General features: G+C 43.3%; 19 protein-coding genes. 12 read left to right on the top strand and 7 right to left on the bottom strand.

Annotated features, from left to right (window positions below; genetic code table 11):
* Positions 1 to 33: 33 nt before the first annotated feature.
* The 5 genes from JMW64_RS10915 to gmk form a co-directional block, all read right to left on the bottom strand.
* Complete coding sequence (locus tag JMW64_RS10915) at positions 34 to 2319, bottom strand: primosomal protein N' (protein WP_201554687.1); 2286 nt, start codon at positions 2317 to 2319, stop codon at positions 34 to 36.
* Positions 2320 to 2568: 249 nt separating this feature from the next.
* A complete protein-coding gene (locus tag JMW64_RS10910; protein ID WP_201554686.1) occupies positions 2569 to 2949 on the bottom strand; it encodes a RidA family protein in 381 nt (126 codons plus the stop codon).
* Between the two features lie 252 nt (positions 2950 to 3201).
* Positions 3202 to 5400 carry a RelA/SpoT family protein gene (locus tag JMW64_RS10905; protein WP_201554685.1) on the bottom strand — a complete coding sequence of 733 codons (2199 nt, stop codon included), beginning with the start codon at positions 5398 to 5400 and terminating at the stop codon, positions 3202 to 3204.
* Between the two features lie 412 nt (positions 5401 to 5812).
* Positions 5813 to 6073, bottom strand: a complete 261-nt coding sequence (gene rpoZ, locus JMW64_RS10900; RefSeq protein ID WP_045444217.1) for a DNA-directed RNA polymerase subunit omega — start codon at positions 6071 to 6073, stop codon at positions 5813 to 5815.
* A 197-nt stretch (positions 6074 to 6270) separates the two neighbouring features.
* Positions 6271 to 6897: a guanylate kinase gene (gmk, locus tag JMW64_RS10895; RefSeq protein ID WP_055124697.1), complete on the bottom strand. Its 627-nt coding sequence runs from the start codon at positions 6895 to 6897 to the stop codon at positions 6271 to 6273.
* Positions 6898 to 7379: 482 nt separating this feature from the next.
* On the opposite strand from gmk, the gene ispH reads away from it, so the two are divergent.
* The 12 genes from ispH (at position 7380) to JMW64_RS10835 (ending at position 19412) form a co-directional block, all read left to right on the top strand.
* Positions 7380 to 8336 (top strand): 4-hydroxy-3-methylbut-2-enyl diphosphate reductase, encoded by a 957-nt coding sequence (gene ispH, locus JMW64_RS10890; protein ID WP_201554683.1) that lies wholly within the window; start codon positions 7380 to 7382, stop codon positions 8334 to 8336.
* Between the two features lie 52 nt (positions 8337 to 8388).
* The gene (locus tag JMW64_RS10885; RefSeq protein ID WP_201554681.1) at positions 8389 to 8634 is read left to right on the top strand and encodes a hypothetical protein; all 246 of its coding nucleotides are present in this window, start codon (positions 8389 to 8391) and stop codon (positions 8632 to 8634) included.
* A 14-nt stretch (positions 8635 to 8648) separates the two neighbouring features.
* Complete coding sequence (locus tag JMW64_RS10880; protein WP_201554680.1) at positions 8649 to 9467, top strand: thioesterase family protein; 819 nt, start codon at positions 8649 to 8651, stop codon at positions 9465 to 9467.
* A gap of 388 nt (positions 9468 to 9855) precedes the next feature.
* Entirely contained in the window at positions 9856 to 11388 is a 1533-nt protein-coding gene (locus JMW64_RS10875) for a catalase (RefSeq protein WP_320158181.1), read from the top strand.
* A gap of 258 nt (positions 11389 to 11646) precedes the next feature.
* Complete coding sequence (gene htpG, locus JMW64_RS10870) at positions 11647 to 13650, top strand: molecular chaperone HtpG (protein WP_201554679.1); 2004 nt, start codon at positions 11647 to 11649, stop codon at positions 13648 to 13650.
* 346 nt (positions 13651 to 13996) lie between these two features.
* Positions 13997 to 15478 (top strand): C13 family peptidase, encoded by a 1482-nt coding sequence (locus JMW64_RS10865; RefSeq protein ID WP_201554678.1) that lies wholly within the window; start codon positions 13997 to 13999, stop codon positions 15476 to 15478.
* A 228-nt stretch (positions 15479 to 15706) separates the two neighbouring features.
* Positions 15707 to 16597 carry an S-formylglutathione hydrolase gene (gene fghA / locus JMW64_RS10860; RefSeq protein WP_201554677.1) on the top strand — a complete coding sequence of 297 codons (891 nt, stop codon included), beginning with the start codon at positions 15707 to 15709 and terminating at the stop codon, positions 16595 to 16597.
* Positions 16598 to 16900: 303 nt separating this feature from the next.
* The gene (locus JMW64_RS14210; protein WP_372815738.1) at positions 16901 to 17182 is read left to right on the top strand and encodes a TIGR03643 family protein; all 282 of its coding nucleotides are present in this window, start codon (positions 16901 to 16903) and stop codon (positions 17180 to 17182) included.
* A 110-nt stretch (positions 17183 to 17292) separates the two neighbouring features.
* Positions 17293 to 17985, top strand: coding sequence for a ribulose-phosphate 3-epimerase (gene rpe, locus JMW64_RS10850; RefSeq protein ID WP_201554676.1), 693 nt, complete (start codon positions 17293 to 17295; stop codon positions 17983 to 17985).
* A 120-nt stretch (positions 17986 to 18105) separates the two neighbouring features.
* On the top strand, positions 18106 to 18483 hold the full coding sequence (locus tag JMW64_RS10845; RefSeq protein WP_045454163.1) for a hypothetical protein: 378 nt from the start codon (positions 18106 to 18108) through the stop codon (positions 18481 to 18483).
* Positions 18484 to 18603: 120 nt separating this feature from the next.
* Complete coding sequence (locus tag JMW64_RS10840; RefSeq protein ID WP_045444243.1) at positions 18604 to 18915, top strand: hypothetical protein; 312 nt, start codon at positions 18604 to 18606, stop codon at positions 18913 to 18915.
* A 185-nt stretch (positions 18916 to 19100) separates the two neighbouring features.
* Complete coding sequence (locus JMW64_RS10835) at positions 19101 to 19412, top strand: hypothetical protein (RefSeq protein ID WP_045444246.1); 312 nt, start codon at positions 19101 to 19103, stop codon at positions 19410 to 19412.
* A 164-nt stretch (positions 19413 to 19576) separates the two neighbouring features.
* On the opposite strand, the gene rpmG is transcribed toward JMW64_RS10835, so the two are convergent.
* Both rpmG and rpmB read right to left on the bottom strand, forming a co-directional pair.
* A complete protein-coding gene (gene rpmG, locus JMW64_RS10830) occupies positions 19577 to 19732 on the bottom strand; it encodes a 50S ribosomal protein L33 (protein WP_045444249.1) in 156 nt (51 codons plus the stop codon).
* 133 nt (positions 19733 to 19865) lie between these two features.
* Positions 19866 to 20102: a 50S ribosomal protein L28 gene (rpmB, locus tag JMW64_RS10825; RefSeq protein ID WP_010201401.1), complete on the bottom strand. Its 237-nt coding sequence runs from the start codon at positions 20100 to 20102 to the stop codon at positions 19866 to 19868.
* Positions 20103 to 20310: the final 208 nt, after the last annotated feature.

Here is a 20310-nt window from a genome sequence, read left to right as displayed (position 1 = left end):
GAGTAATTGGGTTTAAAGAGTAATAGTGAGAAGTTACCAGCCAACAGGGTCAATATCCAGAGTCAGCTTCAGATATTTGGCGCTTGGAAGGGCAAGTACAGGCTGCCACCATTGGTTTAATACATGGTGTAATTGTTGTCGATTTTTGCCTAAAAGTAGCAGTTGTACGTGGTAGCGACTGTTCTTTTTACTCATTGGTGCATCGATAGGTCCTAGTACAGCGAGATTATGTCCATTTGGCAGAATGGCAATGGCATCTTTAAGGGCTTGGGTCGTGGTAGCAAGGGTTTTACCTTCACAGCGTATCAGGACAGCATGACTATGCGGCGGTAAACCCATCATTTTACGCTCTTGCAATAGCTCGCGAGCAAAAGACAAATAACCATCTTTGACCAGTTTCAATAATAATTCATTGTCTGGTTGCAGCGTTTGAATGAGTACACGACCAGATTTATCACCGCGACCGGCACGTCCTGCGACCTGAACCATCAATTGCGCAGTATGTTCCGGCGAGCGAAAGTCGGCGGACAAGAAACCACGATCGGCGTTTGGTAAGCAGACAAGCGTAACATTGGGGAAATGATGACCTTTGGCGACCATCTGCGTGCCAACCAAGATGGCAGGATTGCCTTGATTGATACGCTGATAGATATTCTCCCAACTGTCTTTACGTCTGGTGGTATCGCGATCGATTTGGATAATGGGATATAGCTCTTTGCTGGTTTGCGGATTGGCAAAAATTGCATGCAGGTTTTCGCTGAGCCTTGTTGTGCCCATTCCTTTGGCATCCAAATTTTGACTGCCACAATCAGGGCAAACTGTCGGAATATAAGCTTGCCAGTCGCAGTGGTGGCATTTTAGATAGGAGCTACTATAAGCGTTGTGTTGGGACTGGCTATTATAATGAACGGTTAGATGCGCATCGCAGCGCGGACAATCTGCCTGCCAACCGCAAGCTTCGCATAGCAAAACTGGCGCATAGCCACGACGGTTTAAAAATATTAATACTTGATCACCCGCTTCTAGCGTTTGCCGTATTGCCCCAATAAGCGCATCAGTCAGCCCAGTATCATAGCGTGCGCCGTCGTCCGTTGTTTGTTGATGAGTACTTTGCAGGCGCGCATCAATCAGCTGCATGGTTGCAAGCTTCGCATTACCGGGACGAGTTTGCAGTTGACACTCTACCAGCTTACCGTCATCGACCAGTTTTAGATGCTCAAGAGATGGCGTCGCCGTACCCAATACGACAGGGATATTGGCTTGTAGTCCACGATACAGCGCGACGTCAGCGGCATGATATCGCAAGGTATCTTGCTGCTTATAAGAGCCATCATGCGCTTCATCCACGACAATTAAGCCCAAATCTGCAAAAGGATATAGCACCGCTGAGCGTGTCCCAATAATGATTTGAGCATGACCGGTACGGCAATCTTGCCAGCCTTGTAAGCGATGAGTATTGTTCATGCCAGAATGCAATAAGACAATGTGAGCGGCAAAGCGACTGGCGAAACGCGCGCGCGTTTGCGGTGTCAATCCAATCTCTGGTACCAAAATCAACACCTGCTTGCCAGCTTCCAATACGGCTTGCATCGCTTGCAGATAGACTTCTGTCTTGCCACTACCAGTGATGCCATTTAATAAAAATCCCGTGTAGCGATTGGCTTCATGAGCCGCAATAATGGCGGTAACGGCGAGTTGTTGCTCGTCATTGAGATCAAGGGGCATTTTAGCTAATTTAACAGGCGCAGGTGATTGTTTGGGCTGAATATATCGCTCGATTAACCCTTTGTCTTCGAGCGCCTTTAAAAAACTCCTCTCCATGCCCTCTAGTAATAAAACATCTTCACTCGCGCCGCGCTCGCCATGCAGCTTAAGCATATCAAATTGTTGTTTTTGTTTTTTGGCGTTGGCACGAAAGTCAGCGTCGCTTACCTGTGGCAAAATTCGCCAATGGGTAATCAGTAAATCCAGCGGCTTACCTTGACGAACGAGAGTTGGCAGCATGACTGCTAAAACGTCACCAAGCGGGTAGTGGTAATAACGCGCTAGCCAATGTGCCAGCTTTAGCATACTGGTCTCTAAAATAGGCTCAGCATCCAAGCATTTATTGATAGGTTTTAGCTTATTAAGTGGCACGCTGCTATTTGCTTCTGGAATATGAGCGACGACGATACCGATTAAAGTTTGACGACCAAAGGATACTTCGACACGGCAGCCAATAGGGAGTAAAGAAGGGCTTGATAAGGTGTTTATATCTGCTGGTACGCTATAGTCAAATACCCGATAAAGGGGCACGGGTAGAGCAACTTGTACCAACATAGAATGCGTTCCTAGTTTTCAGGTAAATGGTTTTTGGATAAACAGTTTTTAGGTAAATGGACTTTAGATAACCAGCTTTTAGATAACGAAATCGTAATATTGATAAGAATAATAGCAGTAAGCCCAAATAGTGATATTTGGGCTTACTCTGGCCTTACCTTTTAGCAGTGGCTTTTTTGACGTAACGACTTGAGAATTAAGTACGTCTATGTATTAAGCCTTACCATTTACATGATGATACGGCTTAAGTTACTCAATATATAAAATTGACTCAATCTCGACCACACCGCCTTTAGGTAACGCCGCTACTTGGACAGCTGCACGAGCAGGATATGGCTCGCTCAAATTGGCAACGAATACTTCGTTTAAAACAGCAAAATCACTCAAATCTGTTAATGACACGTTAAATTTAACCACATCATTTAAGCTGCCACCAGCCGCTTCACAGATGGCTTTGATGTTTTCGAACACTTGCTCAGCCTGTGCTTTAAAACCTTCTTTTAATTCCATGGAATCAGGGTCAAAACCCAGTTGTCCTGAAATATAGACGGTGTTACCGACTTTGACGGCTTGTGAATAAGTACCAACGGCAGCAGGGGCTTTATCAGTTTGAATGGTTTGACGAGTCATATTATATATCCTTTTTATCTTTTTCTGGTTTGGTAGGTAAGGGCGCATTATTCATCATTTACATCTCGTTTTTCACCATACAAATGATGACACGCTCTACGTTTATTTGCTAAAAATCAAAAAACACAGTTTATCATTATTTCAGGTCTTTCTAAAATTTTCTAAATCCGTCATTCAATGTTCTATTGAGTGAGTGTTGGTGGCGATGTATCACGCGCACTACACCACGCGCACTACAACTTGTTACCAGCACTACAGCTGATACAGCCTGATGATGTTTGGGAAACCTAGCAAGGAGCGTAGCTCGCGAATGCCTTGTGCTAGATGATTGCGACTGCGAACGATGATATGGATGATGGTGTCACTACTGCGCACATCTACTTTTTCTACCCCTATATTTAATTGGCGTAAATGATAGATTACTTCAGTAATTTGTTCGTCGCTGAGGGCTATAGATAGTTTTAAATAGGCTGGAAAGCGAATCTTTCCGGTATTTTTTATGTCATGCTCGCCAGCGTCACCTTGTTTTACTGCCTTGTCATTACGCCAGCGCAGCTGTATAACCTGATAAGGATTGTCTTTACGAATATCGTCAAGTGAAAAGCACTTGTGTCGATGAACAACCAGACCGTGACGGGACAAGTGACCGACGATAGGGTCACCATAAATAGGATGACAACAATTGGCAAAATCAAGCTCAACCCCAGACGCATTGACTATCAGCTGCTGTGGTTGGGTCATATCATCGCTGTGTTCTTGTGCTTGCAAATCATTGACTTCATCGCTAAACAAGCGAGTCACCACCAGCTGTGGTAGTAACGTACCAGAGCTTATTTGCTCAAATAGTTCGGATTTTTCGGTCAAGCCACGCCATTCAGTGAGGTTTTTCCAATCACTATCGGTTAAGTCATCGAGACTTTTTTGATAGGTTTTTAGCGCCCGATCTAAGGCTTGTTGACCATGGTGTTGCTTATCAGCAGGAGACAAATCTTTAAACCACCGCAAAATCTCTTCACGCGCTTTATTGGTCACGACAAATCCTAGCCATTCTGCTTTTGGTTCTGAGTGGCTATTGACTTCTATTTCAACCAGCTGCCCATTCTTAACGACTGTGCCAAGTTTGGCTTTTTTACCATCGATATTGGCGCCAACGGCTACATTGCCGACCATCGGTCCGACAGCGTAAGCAAAGTCTAGCGCGGTTGCGCCTTGTGGTAGCTCATAAGCGCGACCCTTTGGACTATAGCAGATGATTTTACTGGAGTGTAGGTAATCCATCAGCTCGTTAATGGTAGAGACTGCCGCTGAAAAGTCTGGGCTATTTTCATCTAAGCTGTCTTCATCGACCAAGTCTTTCATATTGCGTAATGAGGCTTGGATAACCGATTGGCTAACGTCTGAGGCATGCTCTGCACCGATGACACCAAGCCGCGCTGCGCTTTGCATTTGCTTGGTCAAAATCGTCACTTTGACGACATCGTTATCGCGCTCATAGATAAGCGTGAGCGATTGATTGCCGCCCGGTAGCGGACGACGAATATTATCAGCGATATGAGAGTCATCAATCTGGTATTTTTTAATTAAGTAATAGGCCAGCTTGTCACAGGCTTCGACATTATCGAGGACAATCTCAAAGGCATAATGACGGAGTAGAGCGTTGATTTCACCGCGATTGCGGAAAAACTGACGGTAGATGACCACGCGATTGTCTAAAACTTTGATCAGACCATTCAACCCCAAATTATTGAGGACAATACTTAAATAGCGATGTATCGCCTCTCTTTGAAAGTTACGCCCAAGCCCGTGCTGTAGTAGCTTGTCAGACAGTTTGTTGTACATATCAGAATCAAGGTTACGGTAACAGAGCACCTCAATATAATCGGCAATATCATTAAGACCCATCAGCCGCGCAAACGGCACATAAAAGTCCAACGTTTCTTGTGCTGTGGTGCGTTGTTTTTCGGGGCGTACTGCATCTAGTGTCGACATATTATGTAAGCGGTCAGCAAGCTTAATAATCAATACGCGTGGGTCGGCAAGGGTGGCTGTCAAAATTTTATGAAAGGTGGCTGCTTTGTTTTGCTGTTTATTGTGTGAGGATGATTTTAGCTTAGTCACACCGTCGACCAGTCTCGCCACTATTTTGCCATAGCGTTGCTCAATCTGCTCATCGCTCACCTCGGTGTCTTCGACCGTATCATGCAAAATCGCTGCAATAATCGTATCTCGATCCAAACGAAAACCTGCCAGTATCTCGGCCACCGCAATCGGGTGGGTGATATAAGGCTCTCCTGATTTACGCTTATCTTTGATGTGCGCAATATCACCGAACTCACAGGCATCAATAATATCACGGCGTTCAGCAGCAGTGAGGTAACCTACTGAGCGCAGTAAATTATATTGAGCCTCATCGACTAAATGATGGCTGAGTTTGGGTAAGGTTTGACTCATAAAGTAACGATCCTATTTTCCATTACCTGTTTGCCTGACTGTCTATCGGGTAAATGGTGACTGAATGAATGCTGGAATACTATAAATATAAAAAATTTCGAGAAAAAAGATAAAAATAGGTAGACCATCCTCTAATTAATCGTAAATCGCATTCAATGTCAACTGCTAAGCGAACAGGTGCTATAAAAATTTAGAAATTCTAACTCAATGGTAGGTTTTCAAGTATAAATGGTGACTAAAACAGTCAAAGCAATATCACAGCAATCAGCCATTACAACCAAAAAACCACAGCCTATGCTGTGGTCTCTCGTCAATATGTCATCACTGTGTGGATTTGTCTTATAAGGCAGTGGTTAGCTTTATAGGCTTCATACGACAAATCTTCAATGCGGTATCTTAATAATACAGTGTCTTAAAAACCATGATCGCCTGACAGTGCCAAATCTAATGAACTGGTGGCAAAGTTGTGCTCTGGCTGATTTAGGATATCGCGAGTGATTTTACCAGCAGCGATTTCACGCAATGCCAATACCGTAGGCTTGTCATTATCCACATCAACCAATGGTTCTGCAATGCCTTTAGCCAATTGACGTGCACGTTTGCTTGCCACTAAAATCAGTTCAAAGCGATTATCAACATTATCCAAACAATCTTCAATCGTCACTCGTGCCATATGTAGCTACCTCGGTTGTTTTTATTAGTCACGGAGCTTGCCCGTCACTCAATAAAAATAATATCAAAATATAAAGGGGGATAGCGAGACATTATAGCATTTTTTGCCCAGCCGCGTAGTTGCTTTTTGCGTGTCTATTAACGTATCTATTAATAAGCGCTCATCGACTGAGTTGACAGTAGTATTTCGTTCTTGCTTTACTCTTCTACTTTATTACTAAGTAAATTGCTGATGGTGCGATGATACCGCTGCTGTTGACGCTTAAGCGTCTGCCTGTCTGCCACGATAATGGCTTTTAGCTCAGTTAAAGCGACCTCAAAATTGTCATTAATAATCACAAAATCAAAATGGACATATTGCGCCATCTCAGTCACTGCGCCAGCCAGACGTTGCTCTATTACCTCCATAGTATCTTGCCCACGCGTCGATAGACGCTGACGTAAAGTGGCAATACTTGGCGGTAAAATAAAAATCATAATGGCGTCAGTAAAGATTTTTTTGACTTGTAGTGCGCCCTGCCAATCAATCTCTAAAATAACATCGACGCCTGCTTCTAACTGCGTCCGCACACTTTGCTCCGAGGTACCATAGTAATTACCAAAGACCTCAGCATGTTCTAAAAACTTGTTTTCACCGATGGCAGTCACAAATTTTTCGACGTCGGTAAAATGATAATGATGACCATCAATCTCGCCGGGACGTGGCGTGCGCGTGGTGTGTGATACGCTGACGGTTAAGTCATTAGTCGTGGCAAGTAGCTGCTTTACCAGTGAGGTTTTGCCCGTACCTGAGGCAGCGGTAATAATAAATAATGAACCTGTCATACAATGTGTCCTAATGGAGTGTGTGCTAGTCAAATCTGTGCGAATAAAAAAGCCAAAGCTGTTTTAGTAAACAATTCAAAACTGGTAAAAAGAAAAATCGCCATCATGTATGGCGATAGAAATTGTCATCGATGCACTATTATAAACTGCTTTTGTGGCTTTTATTTTAATTAAAGCCGCCTTTGACCAGTCGTTATCATCGAAGCGATCTAAAGATGGCATAGGGCGACTTAGTATAAATCACATTTTTGGTGAATTAAGTGCAGTTAACGCTGCCACTATGGAGAAATACTTTGAACGTACGAATATGTGTGTGCTTCTAGTTAAAACAGCCTCTAGTACCGTGCTATTTTCAAAGGCAATAAAAGTAAATTATGCTAAAGTAGCGTAATGAATTCATCCCAATTTTTGAGTTAAAGCTTTTGACAGTAATGTTGTGTATTTAAACTTTAATAATAAATTATCTAATGATAGGCCCTCTTATGCAAATTTATCTTGCCAATCCACGTGGATTTTGTGCTGGTGTGGATCGCGCGATTGCGATTGTGAACGAAGCATTGACACGTTTTGAACCGCCCATTTATGTCCGTCACGAGGTGGTACATAATAAATTTGTCGTCTCTGATTTGGCCAATCGCGGTGCGGTCTTTGTGGAAGAACTTCATGAAGTGCCAGATGGCTCTATCGTTATTTTTTCTGCTCATGGTGTATCAAAAGCTGTCGAAGATGAGGCTGAGCGCCGCGATTTGACAGTATTTGATGCCACTTGTCCGCTGGTCACTAAAGTACATATCGAAGTCGCTAAATTTGCGCAAGAGGGTATGGATGCGGTATTGATTGGGCATGCTGGACATCCTGAAGTGGAAGGCACGATGGGGCGCTTTAACCGTCGCCACGGTGGTCACATTCATTTGGTTGAAAACGAAGCTGATGTGGCAGCATTGAGCGTACAAAATGCCGAACGTTTGGCATTTGTTACCCAAACGACCTTATCTATGGATGACACAGCGCGCGTCATCGATGCACTGCGTGAAAAATTCCCTAGTATCCAAGGTCCGCGCAAAGACGATATCTGTTATGCCACGCAAAACCGCCAAGATGCGGTAAAAGACTTAGCCAGTCGCTGTGAGGTGGTATTGGTGGTCGGCTCGCCCAATTCATCCAATTCTAATCGTCTGCGTGAGCTGGCTGAGCGGATGAATTGCCGTGCGTATTTAATCGACAATGCCAGTGAGATGGATAAAAGCTGGTTGAATGGTGTGCAGAGTATTGGCGTCACCGCTGGCGCATCAGCACCCGAAGTACTGATTCAAGAAGTGCTACAGCAGCTGCAAGATTGGGGTGGTGATTTACCGAGTGAGCTATCAGGCATCGAAGAAAATGTCACTTTCAGTCTGCCTAAAGCCTTGCGTATCCCAGTCACCCAAGTGGGTAAATAGATACGGCTTTGTACAAGACATCTAATAGGTAACGTATAGTAGGTAACGCAAAATGAAAAAGCAAAAAAAAGGATTTGTATTGGCAGAAGCTACTCTCGGTGAGGTTAACAAACAATTGAAAGTGAATTTGTTTGTCGTGGTGGTGGTGGGATTCGTGTTAGGCAGTAATATTCTGCATTTTATGCGAGAAAAGAGTGTTTTTTATGGCGTATTAATTGCCGCGATGGTCGTTGCGTTATTTTTTGTCATTAAGAGTCGACAGGTTCTTAAATTAAAACAACAAGAGCTTATCAAATAAATCATAGGACAGTCATGTCAGCTTATTATAACTTTATCAAACGCGAACAGCGAGAAGACGGCGTCAACGTCGCACATTATCAGCCAACCAAACATGCTCAAGGCGCTTGGAATGAGCATGAACAGCATATGGCACCAGCGACAGGATTGCTCACGGCTGAGCTCAATGGTTATGCGCCGCAAGAAAACATGCGTATCGCTCGCATTAGCCTAGATATCTTAGGATTGATTCCACTGGATGACTTTACCATTACCACGCGTTGTATTCGTCCGGGCAAGACCATTGAGCTGATTGAATCAGTCATGAGCAGTCGCGGTCGTGATGCGATTATTGCGCGGGCATGGCGTCTAATGACCCAAGATACCAGCGATATTGCAGGCATTGAAGACCAAAAAGCGGTACATAAGCCCGAAGAGTTGCCTATTTGGGAAGACATGAAAGGCTGGCCGGGCGGGTTTATTGAAAGTGTGCGCTTGGTCGCTGATGATACGCAGCGTCGCCCAGGACGCGGTATGGTCTGGATTACTAATGAGGTGGATATGATCGAGGGCAAGCAAACTGATGACTTGGTGCATCTATTGGGCATGGTCGACACGGCCAATGGCGTTGTGCCTCGGCTTGGGCTTGGCTTGTCAGAATTAGAATGGATGTTTCCCAATACGGATTTGCAAATTCATATGCATCGCGCGCCGCAAGGTCGCTGGCTTGGCATCGAAGCGGTGCAGCAGTATGGCAATGATGGCATTGGCTTAACGAGCGCTGTGTTACATGACGTTCATGGCCCTTTTGGTCGTAGTGAGCAAATTTTGACCATTCGTCTGATGCCGCGTTAATTGCTCTGTGGTATTTAATTAAGCTCTATTTAATATGGTCAATTCGCTTTAAAAAAGTGATAGCAAGGCTGATAGAGAGTAGTTGCACTGTTAATATTTATCGTTATTAATAACAACCATCCTAAGGAGTAAAGTATTTGCATGAGTAAAAAACAAGTTCAGTGGTTCTGAAAAACAAAACGAAATAATGTAATTAATTAATTATACAAATCAATGGTAATGGGTTGTAATAGTATCTAACCACAGAACATGACTGTCATTAGACATTACTATGAAAAAAACAAACCGTTTTTCGAACAAGCTGACAACTATTCTGGAACTATTAATAGAAGCGTATTCAGAATAGGTTTTGTACTTTAATCCATTTGCTATTCACAGGAGTATGACTATGAGCAACGATATGAGCGATAAAAAATGTCCTTACGCACCGACCCAATTGACCATGGGCAATGGCGCACCAGTGGCAGACAATCAAAACAGCATGACCGCCGGCAAACGCGGCCCATTATTGGCGCAAGATGTTTGGCTCAATGAAAAGTTAGGAAATTTCGTCCGTGAAGTGATTCCAGAACGCCGTATGCACGCCAAAGGCTCTGGCGCATTTGGTACTTTTACCGTGACCAATGACATCACTAATTATACCCGTGCGGATATTTTTAGCGAAGTGGGTAAACAGACTGAGATGTTTGCGCGCTTTAGTACCGTCGCAGGTGAGCGCGGCGCGGCTGATGCCGAGCGCGACATTCGCGGATTTGCTTTGAAATTCTACACCGAAGAAGGTAACTGGGATATGGTGGGAAATAATACACCTGTGTTCTTCTTACGTGATCCGCGCAAATTCCCAGATCTAAACAAAGCCGTCAAACGTGATCCGCGTACCAATATGCGTTCGGCGACCAACAACTGGGACTTTTGGACTTTATTACCAGAAGCTTTGCATCAAGTTACTATCGTTATGAGTGATCGCGGTCTGCCAGCCTCGTACAGAAATATGCATGGTTTTGGCTCGCATACCTATAGTTTTTGGAACGAAGCCAAAGAACGTTTTTGGGTAAAATTCCATTTCCGCACGCAACAAGGCATCAAGAACTTAACCGACGCAGAAGCGGCAGAGGTGGTTGGTTCTGATCGTGAGAGTCATCAAAAAGACTTGTACGATGCCATCGAAAATGGCGATTTCCCAAAATGGAAAATGTATGTGCAAATCATGCCAGAAGCTGAGGCGGATACCGTTCCTTATCATCCGTTTGACTTGACCAAAGTATGGCCAAAAGGGGATTATCCGCTGATTGAAGTGGGTGAGTTCGAGTTAAACAAAAACTCTGATAACTACTTTGTCGATGTGGAACAAGCTGCATTTGCGCCAAGTAATTTGGTACCGGGTATCAGCGTTTCACCAGATAAAATGCTACAAAACCGCTTGGTTAACTATGCTGATGCTCAGCGTTATCGTGTCGGTGTCAATCATCAACAGATTCCGGTAAATAAGCCGCGTTGCCCTGTGATGAGCAATCATCGTGATGGTCAAGGCCGTGTCGATGATAACTATGGCAGTCGCCCGCATTATGAGCCAAACAGCTTTAGCCAGTGGCAAGAGCAGCCTGATTATGCTGAGCCACCATTAAAAATTGACGGCTATGCGGCGCATTATGACTTCCGTGAAGACGATAGCGATTATTTTAGCCAACCTCGCGCATTGTTTAATTTGATGAGTGCTGAGCAACAACAAGTGCTATTTGAAAACACAGCAAATAATATGGCTGGTGTACCGGACTTTATTCGGTATCGCCACATTCGTAACTGTAACTGGTGTGATGCCGCTTATGGCGAAGGCGTTGCCAAAGCACTAGGCTTAACGGTTGAAGATGCGATGAATGCTCGTGAGTCAGATCCAGCGCTGCATTTGCCTAGCTGCTTATAGTTGATAGGTTTATCTAAAAACGTATTACTAAATCTATTTGCTAAACCTATTATCGATATAACGACACCGCCTTAGGAAACTAGTGCGGTGTTTTTTATTGAATTACGCCTTTGATCTTGAAATATTCTGCTGCGCCCCTATTAGTATAAACAGCTTAGCGATATTTGAAATTGTGTTTTCTAATATATCTTTGAGTAAGTTTTATTTGAGCATCGCTATTTTATAATAAATTTTTGAGATAAATTAAAGGAGTTTTTTATGAGTGAACAGACCCCAGTTGATAACCAAAAAGTTGATAGCATCAATGTTAATAAAAGCAGCCCAGAATTAAAAAAACATACCTTTGAGGCGGAAGTGGCGCAACTGCTACATCTAGTCACACATTCGCTTTACTCTAATTCTGATATCTTTGTGCGTGAGCTGGTTTCAAACGCCTCTGATGCTTGTGATAAATTGCGCTTTGAAGCGACCAATGATGACAGCCTTTATGAAGACGATGGTGAGCTAAAAATTCGCATTGCGGTCGACGAAGACGCCAAAACCATCACCTTTACCGATAATGGTATTGGCATGAATGAAGCAGATGCCATCGAAAACCTAGGTACGATTGCCAAGTCCGGTACTAAAGCATTTTTAGACAAGCTGTCTGAATCACAAAAGCAAGATGGTCAATTAATCGGACAGTTTGGGGTTGGCTTCTATTCAGGTTTTATCGTTGCCGATACGATTAGCGTCGAATCACGCAAAGCGGGCGAGCCTGCGGATAAGGGCGTGCGCTGGGTATCAGATGGTACGGGTAGCTTTACGGTTGAACCTATCGCGAAAGAAACTCGTGGCACCGCCATTACTTTGCATTTAAAAGAGCAATATAGTGAGGGTGAAGACAGCTATTTAGACCGTGGCAAAATTAAGCAGTTGGTTAATAAATACTCAGACCATATCAGCTTACCGATTCAGATGCGTAAAGAAGTTTGGCAAGAAGATGTCAAAGAAGATGAGAACGACGACGCACCTGCTGGTGGCGAGATGGTATTGACCGATGAATGGGAAACTATCAACAAAGCCAGCGCGCTATGGACACGTACGGCATCTGAGATTGAAGATGAAGAGTATATCGATTTTTATAAAAATATCACCTATGACATGGACGCGCCACTAGCATGGACGCATAACCGTGTCGAAGGTCGCGTTCAGTATACTCAGCTATTGTATATTCCTAAAAAAGCCCCTGTCGATTTATATACTCGTGAGCAGCAGCATGGTCTAAAGCTATACGTGAAGCGCGTCTTTATTATGGATGAAGCTGAGCAATTATTGCCAATGTACCTGCGTTTCGTCAAAGGGGTCATTGATTCAGCAGACTTGCCATTGAACGTCAGCCGCGAGCTATTACAAGAGTCGCGTGATGTGAAGTCTATTCGTGATGGTAACGCCCGTCGCATTTTGACTTTGCTAGCCAGTCTTGCCAACAGTGAAGACAGTGATAAGCAAGAAAAATTCGCGCAGTTCTACGCTGAATTTGGTGATGTTATCAAAGAAGGCGTTGGCGAAGACATGGGCAATCAAGAACGTATTGCCAAATTGCTGCGTTATGCAACCAGTACTCAGGATAGTGTGACGACCAGCTTTGAAGACTATAAAGCGCGTATGAAAGACGGTCAAAAAGCCATCTATTATCTCACGGCTGACAATCTAGCAGCTGCTAAAAATAGCCCACAACTTGAGCTGTTTAAAAAGAAAGGTATCGAAGTTATTTTGATGACCAGCCGTGTTGATGAATGGGCGATGAACTTCTTGACCTCATTTGATGAGACACCGCTACAAAATATCGCGAAAGGTGCCGTTGATTTGGGCGACTTGCAAGACGAAGCCGAAAAAGCGGAAGCTGAAAAAGCGCAAGAAACCATGAAGCCAGTCGTTGATAAACTTAAAGCAGCGTTAGGCGAACGTGCCAAAGACGTTAAAGTATCAACGCGTTTGGTTGATAGTCCTGCCTGCTTGGTCGTTGGGGAAGGTGAGCTATCACCACAAATGATTCAGATGCTTAAGCAAATGGGTCAAGATGTGCCAGAAAGCAAGCCAACGCTTGAGGTAAATCCTGATCATCCATTGATTAAAAAGTTAGAGACTAGCGAGCAATCTGACGTCGACTTTGATAAATTGGCCCAAGTAATTTTTGACCAAGCCTTACTAGCAGATGGCGGTCAGTTAGATGATCCAGCCGCTTATCTAAAACGTGTGAATGAGCTTTTGATGAGATAGTAGTGAGTCTTTGATACAGTCATTTTTGAGAAAAAAGGAGGTCTTGGATTCAAGACCTCCTTTTTTATATGTTCTTAGCCAAATTTAAGCGAATTTTACAAATCAGCCTTATCCTCTTGACCGACAATTCGTTACAATCGCGTTATATTAGCGAGCTAAACTGTCTAGTCATATTTTTAGTCTTTGCTATTCGTCTCTTAAAATTATCTCATTGTGAATTGCATGTAATCTTGATGTCCATATGCTATATAAAAAATGTGAATTAATGACATTTCGTAGGTAGCTGCCACACCAAAAATCATCATCAACTCACTTTCTTTTCTCGACTGGCTAGAGGTTTAAGTCTTTGTCACTTGCGTCGTTAAAAACCGTATCGCTTCAGCGTTTTTCGCTCAATTTCGCTGCCAATATTATTGCAACCTTGTGGATGCTAGTAGGGTCGACGCGCGCGTTTTCTTGGGTAAAACCTACCTTTATCCAGTTTGCCGTATTTGCACTATTGGCACTCGGTAGTAATGTACTTTTTTCGTGGTTGGCCGCGGAAAATGGCAGTATCTTTAATGAGCAAGGGTTGGTCAGCTACTTAATTTGGCCGATGATAATTTTATTGGGCGGCATCATTTTGGCACGGCGTTCTGGCAATCAAACGTTGGTGTTTGTGCCCGTGGTATTGTGGCTAGTGGCTGATACCTTATCTGCACTATTACAAAGTTTGGTGCAGTTTTTGGGCAGTTATGGTTGGTTACCAGATTGGAGCTATTCACTTTTACCCATACTGTTTTTGGTGCTGTTTTTATGGCAGACGTTGGCGTTATTATGGATTTTTTCTCGTCGTCTACGCATACCGTGGTGGGAGCGGGTCATTGTATTGGTAGGTGCAGTCGCACTGTTGACGATTTGGCAGCGTAATGTCGCGGATCAGCCTATATTTAAGCAGATTCCTGTAGAGCCTGTTTTAGCAGAAGCAGCATTATATGAGCAGCCTCGTTTGTTACAGCAAGCATTAAATAGTATCGATCCCAGCACTTCGGGCAAGACCGACTGGTATTTTATGGGTGTGGCAGGATTCTCTGGTCAAGATGTTTTTCGCTCTGAGATTAATAAAGTGCGTGAGCTGTTCGATGTGCGTTTTGGCACTAGTGGACATTCACTCTCGTTGATCAACAATACTTATAGTTGGCTTGATGAGCCAATCGCTACCAAAACCAGCATTCTACGTGGATTAAAGAAAATTGGTCAGCAGATGAATGCCGATGAGGATGTGTTATTCCTAACCTTGTCTTCACACGGCAACGAAAATATCATTCAATTAGCAAATCCACCATTAGCAATGGAGAATCTAGACGCCGCATGGTTACGGGAGGCGCTAGACGCTTCAGGTATTCGCTGGCGGGTGATTGTGGTATCTGCTTGCTATTCAGGCTCATTTATCGATGAATTGGCATCACCGACTACGGTAGTGATTACTGCATCAGCCGCTGACAAAGCATCGTTTGGCTGCACCAACACAGCTGAGATGACCTATTTTGGGCAAGCGTTTTTTGCTGAAAGCCTGCGTGGCAATACCAGTTTTGAATCTGCCTTTAAAGATGCCCGTTTGCGTGTGAATGAGCGTGAAAGTGCGATGGGTTTTGAACCATCAGAGCCGCAGATGGTGATTGGTAGTCTGATGGAGACTGCTTTGCCAGCGTTCGAACAAGTATTGTTTGATAAAACCCGACCACCAGTCGCCAGCATTATTAATGACAGTGATTCTATCGCCATTAATATCGCAGAGGATAGTGCTTCTGGTCAGCCAGTGGCTAATACTGCGATCACTGCCAATTAACAACTAACAGTAAACCCAAAACCCGCAACCCAAAAATCACGATGAGCCGTATTAAGCTCGTTCAGTCTAGAATCTGTAATACTGACACTCGCTTTCCTTACTACTTTAATTCTTGTGAATGGTATAATGATTGAGTACTAAGTGAGTTTGGAGAAGTACTAGTATTACTTTACCAATGCTTTTTATAAGTCATCGTGTACTTTACTTTGGATAAAAAGGATGTCGCTTATGAACAACTCTTATAAACACAGTTTATCTACCAACTCAAAAATCACGCAGATCAGCGTCAACCGCTGTTTCGATGGTGAGCAGCATTACTATAGCCATCAATCATCATCGACCAAAACGCCGATGACCTTTAGCATTTATCTGCCAGATGAAGCGCTTGCTGGTCGCCGTTGTCCAGCGATTCTATATTTATCAGGTCTCACTTGCAATGCTGATAATGTCACCCACAAAGCGCACTTTCAGCAAAAATGCAGCGAGCTTGGCATGATATTTATCGCGCCTGATACATCACCTCGAAGTAGTGATGACAGAGATGTGCCAAACGACGACCGCTATTTTGTCGGTCAGGGTGCCAGCTATTATGTCGATGCGACGCAAGCACCTTGGTCAGACCATTTTAATATGCAAAGCTACATCGTTGATGAGTTATATGACTTGTTACGCTCAGAATTTCCTATTGACAGTATTGGCGTGACAGGGCATTCGATGGGCGGTCACGGAGCATTACTATTGGGCTTTAAGTTTCCAGGCAAGTTTGTGAGTGTCTCAGCATTATCGCCTGTGTGCGCGGCCAGTGAGTCGGCATGGGGGCAAGCCGCTTATAAAGAATACTTCGGCGATGATAAATCACGATGGGCGCAGGCAGATGCTGCGCAGATGATTGAAAAATCGGGGCAGCAGTATGCAAGTATCTTGGTGGATCAAGGCGCGGCTGATGATTTTTTAGCAGAGGGTCAACTGCAAACCACCCAATTGCAACTCGCTTGTGACAAAGCCAATCAGCCCTTAACCTTGCGTTATCAGGCAGGTCACGATCATAGCTACTATTTTATTCAAACGGTGATTAACGATCATATTGAACATCACTGGCGTATGGCGCAAATGAGCTAAGTCCAGTATTAGAATGATGATCTGATCGATAAATTGACAGACAGTTACGCTGATTATTTAGTCAAGCGTACTTATTGATATAAAATGAAAGTTGACTGAATATCTGTTAAGCATCTTTAAAGGTAAGGTTTTATGGTAAGTAATCTGACAGCATTAGTAGTCGATGGTTTGGCTTGTAAGCAGCAAACCGTTCAGTCATCGCTTGCGACCATGCAAGCCGATATGACCGCGGCTCTAAAAAATAATCAGCATGCTGATATTAGTACTGAATCACATGACAGACAGACACGTTCAGATGAGCTTATCGCAACTGTAGTCAATGAGTCGGGTGATAAAGTGCTAGATGACGCGCAAGTCTCACGAGTGATAGAAATGGCGTGGGAGGACAGAACACCGTTTGGGGCGATAGAGCATAGCTATGGTCTCAATGAAGCAGGCGTGATTAAGCTGATGCGCCAAGCGCTAAAGCCGTCGTCTTTTCGGTTATGGCGTCAGCGCGTGAGCAATCGCGCTACCAAACACCAAGCTAAGCGAGGCTTCGATGTCGGTCGTGCTTATTGCAAAACCCAGTATAAGCAGCGCTAGTGGTTTGAGTTCTTAATATTATTGCTTTAAAGGTTTAATTTTTTAAGTCAGTCCTTAATTTCTTTTTATTTTATTCGTATTTTATTTCAACAGAATCAGGTAGCTCAACTATGATTATTCCTTCTAAACCTTACCTTATCGCCCCATCAATACTCTCAGCTGATTTTGCACGTCTAGGTGAAGAAGTTGAAAGGGTGTTGGAATCAGGTGCTGATGTGATTCATTTTGATGTAATGGATAACCATTATGTACCCAATCTCACCTTTGGTAGTATGATTTGTAAGGCGCTGCGTGATTATGGGATTGATGCGCCAATCGATGTGCATTTGATGGTATCACCAGTTGACGGCATGATTGAGCAGTTTTTGGAAGCAGGTGCGAGTGTTATCACTTTTCATCCAGAAGCCAGTGGGCATATTGATCGCTCTTTACAGCTGATCAAAGATGGCGGTGCTGAATGTGGTTTAGTATTGAATCCCGCAACGCCATTACATTATTTAGACTATGTGATGGACAAGGTAGATCAAATTTTATTGATGAGCGTCAACCCAGGTTTTGGCGGTCAGTCATTTATTGAAGGGACGTTAGAAAAAGTGCGCCAAGTCCGTCAGCGCATCATCACCAGTGGTCGTGATATCAGATTAGAAGTAGATGGCGGTATCAAAGCCAGTAATATCCGAGCCATTGCCGAAGCGGGTGCTGATATGTTTGTGGCAGGGTCGGCGATCTTTAACCAAGATGACTATAAAGCGGCTATTGATGCTATGCGTGCTGAGCTGGCTTTGGCTAATGGTAACGAATAACTACGGTCTTATGTGATCGATAAATGCGTTCGTCAGTCATTTTTGTCATAAAAGAATAGTAGCAAAATGTGCTGTATAACGGATAACGATGCATAACGGTAAGTTACGTAAAGGTGAAATATGGACACAAAAAACTCAATCAATTCGTCAGAATCACCTGAGTCAGAGCAAATCACTGAGCAGCCAATTCAGAATGAGACACAGCAACGCAGCTTGGTGCCAAAGGGTATTACTATTGGCTTGGCTGTATTTGCCTTGGTTCTAAGTTTGGCAGGTTACGGCTTTCGGCTAATGGTGGGTGATGATACTGGTGAAGTATTACGTCATGCTGCGGTCATTGTGCCTGCATTTATGCTGGGCATTCCCCTGTTTTTTTGGCTAGGTTCGAAGATACTTAACAAAGTTAAAGGCATGCATATAGAGAGCTGGAATGCCATTAGCTTGGGTTATTTAACCTCTTGTATATCGATGCTTTGGTTAATGGGTACTTACAGTTAGAGTCTTATGAGCAGAGATAAAGCTGTTTGGTAAATAGTGCACTGCAATATTTATGATAGGCTGTTTTTATACAATTTTTAATTATTAAGTCACGCGCTGCAAGCGTGACTGGAATTTTACATGAGAATCATACCGACCAAGATTGCCAATATCATCTATCCAAAAGACCTACCCAATGGCTTATTCACCAGCTTAATTATCGCCTGTTTGCTGCTAGGGCTGGCATCATTACGTAACGGTACTGATTTACAAGGCTGGCTCAATGTTATCGAAAACTGGCTGCTTATGCTGTTGATATTTCCGACCGCCACCGCCACTGTAGCCTTACCGTTTAAATATCGAGATCCGACATTAGAGTTAAAGCTCATGTATTATCTCGGCATGTTTGTTGCCTTCTTATTTACTGTGGCAAAATTACGCTACTGGCGCTAATACTATCAGTGATAGCACATCCAAAGAGCCTTTATGTAGAAGACTTATGTGACAAGCCTTGAATTTCAAGACCAAAGCGTCCATTGTATGACTAAGATAGTTTTACCCGTATTACTGTAAAACAATAATGTTGCGGTGCGCGATTTTTCTTGCAAGTATTAGACGGGACAATGAGGAAGCAATTCATGCCATACGATATCGATAATGATATAGAAGTAGATAACGAAAGTACGGATCAATTTGCAGGATTTGCCAAAGAGACGACCCTTGAGTTGGTAGAGGCAGAAGATGGTCGCTTATTGTTACGTGACGCGGAACAAGACGAAGCGCCGCTGATGACCATTGATTTTTCTGAAAAGCTTAAAGAGCTGCTCGGTAGTGACACCCAAGCGATAGGTCAGCATATGATTCATGCCGCGATTCAGGTGATTATGCAAAAGCAGATGAGCCAATGGCATGCGCATGTTTATGACAAAGAGCCGACGCACTATAGTTAGTGATGAGATGGGTTGCTGTTGAGCTGGCTAGCAGCAGTTATTAAAATAATCATAATGAAAAATAGCAAGCATAAAAAAGGGTATATCAATTGATATACCCTTTTTTTTCAAATAACTTATATATAGAAAGTATTTATGAAAATATATTCTATATATAACAGTAATTATTTGATTTTAGCTTCTTTAAACATCACGTGCTGGCGAATTTTTGGATCGAATTTCTTCATTTCCATTTTGCCAGGCATAGTGCGTTTGTTTTTAGTAGTGGTGTAGTAATAACCAGTACCAGCTGTTGATACTAATTTAATTTTATCTCTCATGATAGCTTTCCTGTAAATGAGGGGTCTTCAAACGATAGGTACGGATCTAAAATATTAAGTCGCTACATAAGATGTAGCAGAAAAGCAGCTTAAACGACGAAAATTATCGAGATATTAAGCTGCCAGTCGTTACTTATACTTTTTGACCTTGTGCGCGCATATCTGCTAACACTTTATCGATACCAAGTTTGTCAATAGTGCGCATACCTTTGGTAGACACACGTAGACGTACAAAACGATTTTCAGACTCTACCCAAAAACGATGGTTATGAAGGTTTGGTAGAAAGCGACGACGGGTTTTGTTGTTTGCGTGCGAAACATTATTACCCACCATAGGGCGCTTTCCAGTCACTTGGCAAACTCGAGACATGGCGAACTCCTAATCTATGAGGTATGAGTTTTTCTCATACCAGTCTGGGCAAGTTGCACGTTTTTGCGGCATGGACACAGCAAGCGGCAGCTTTGCACCAAACAAAACTATATGAATGTTGAGTTGATATTGCTGTTATCTAAAGGCAAATAACAAGCGTACCAATTCAGAAAATTTTAAAGCCGACATTTATACCATAAAAGTGATG

Origin of the sequence: Psychrobacter immobilis (assembly GCF_904846065.1) — a bacterium.
Classification (GTDB): domain Bacteria; phylum Pseudomonadota; class Gammaproteobacteria; order Pseudomonadales; family Moraxellaceae; genus Psychrobacter; species Psychrobacter immobilis_H.
This window is presented reverse-complemented; position numbering and strand designations above follow the sequence as displayed.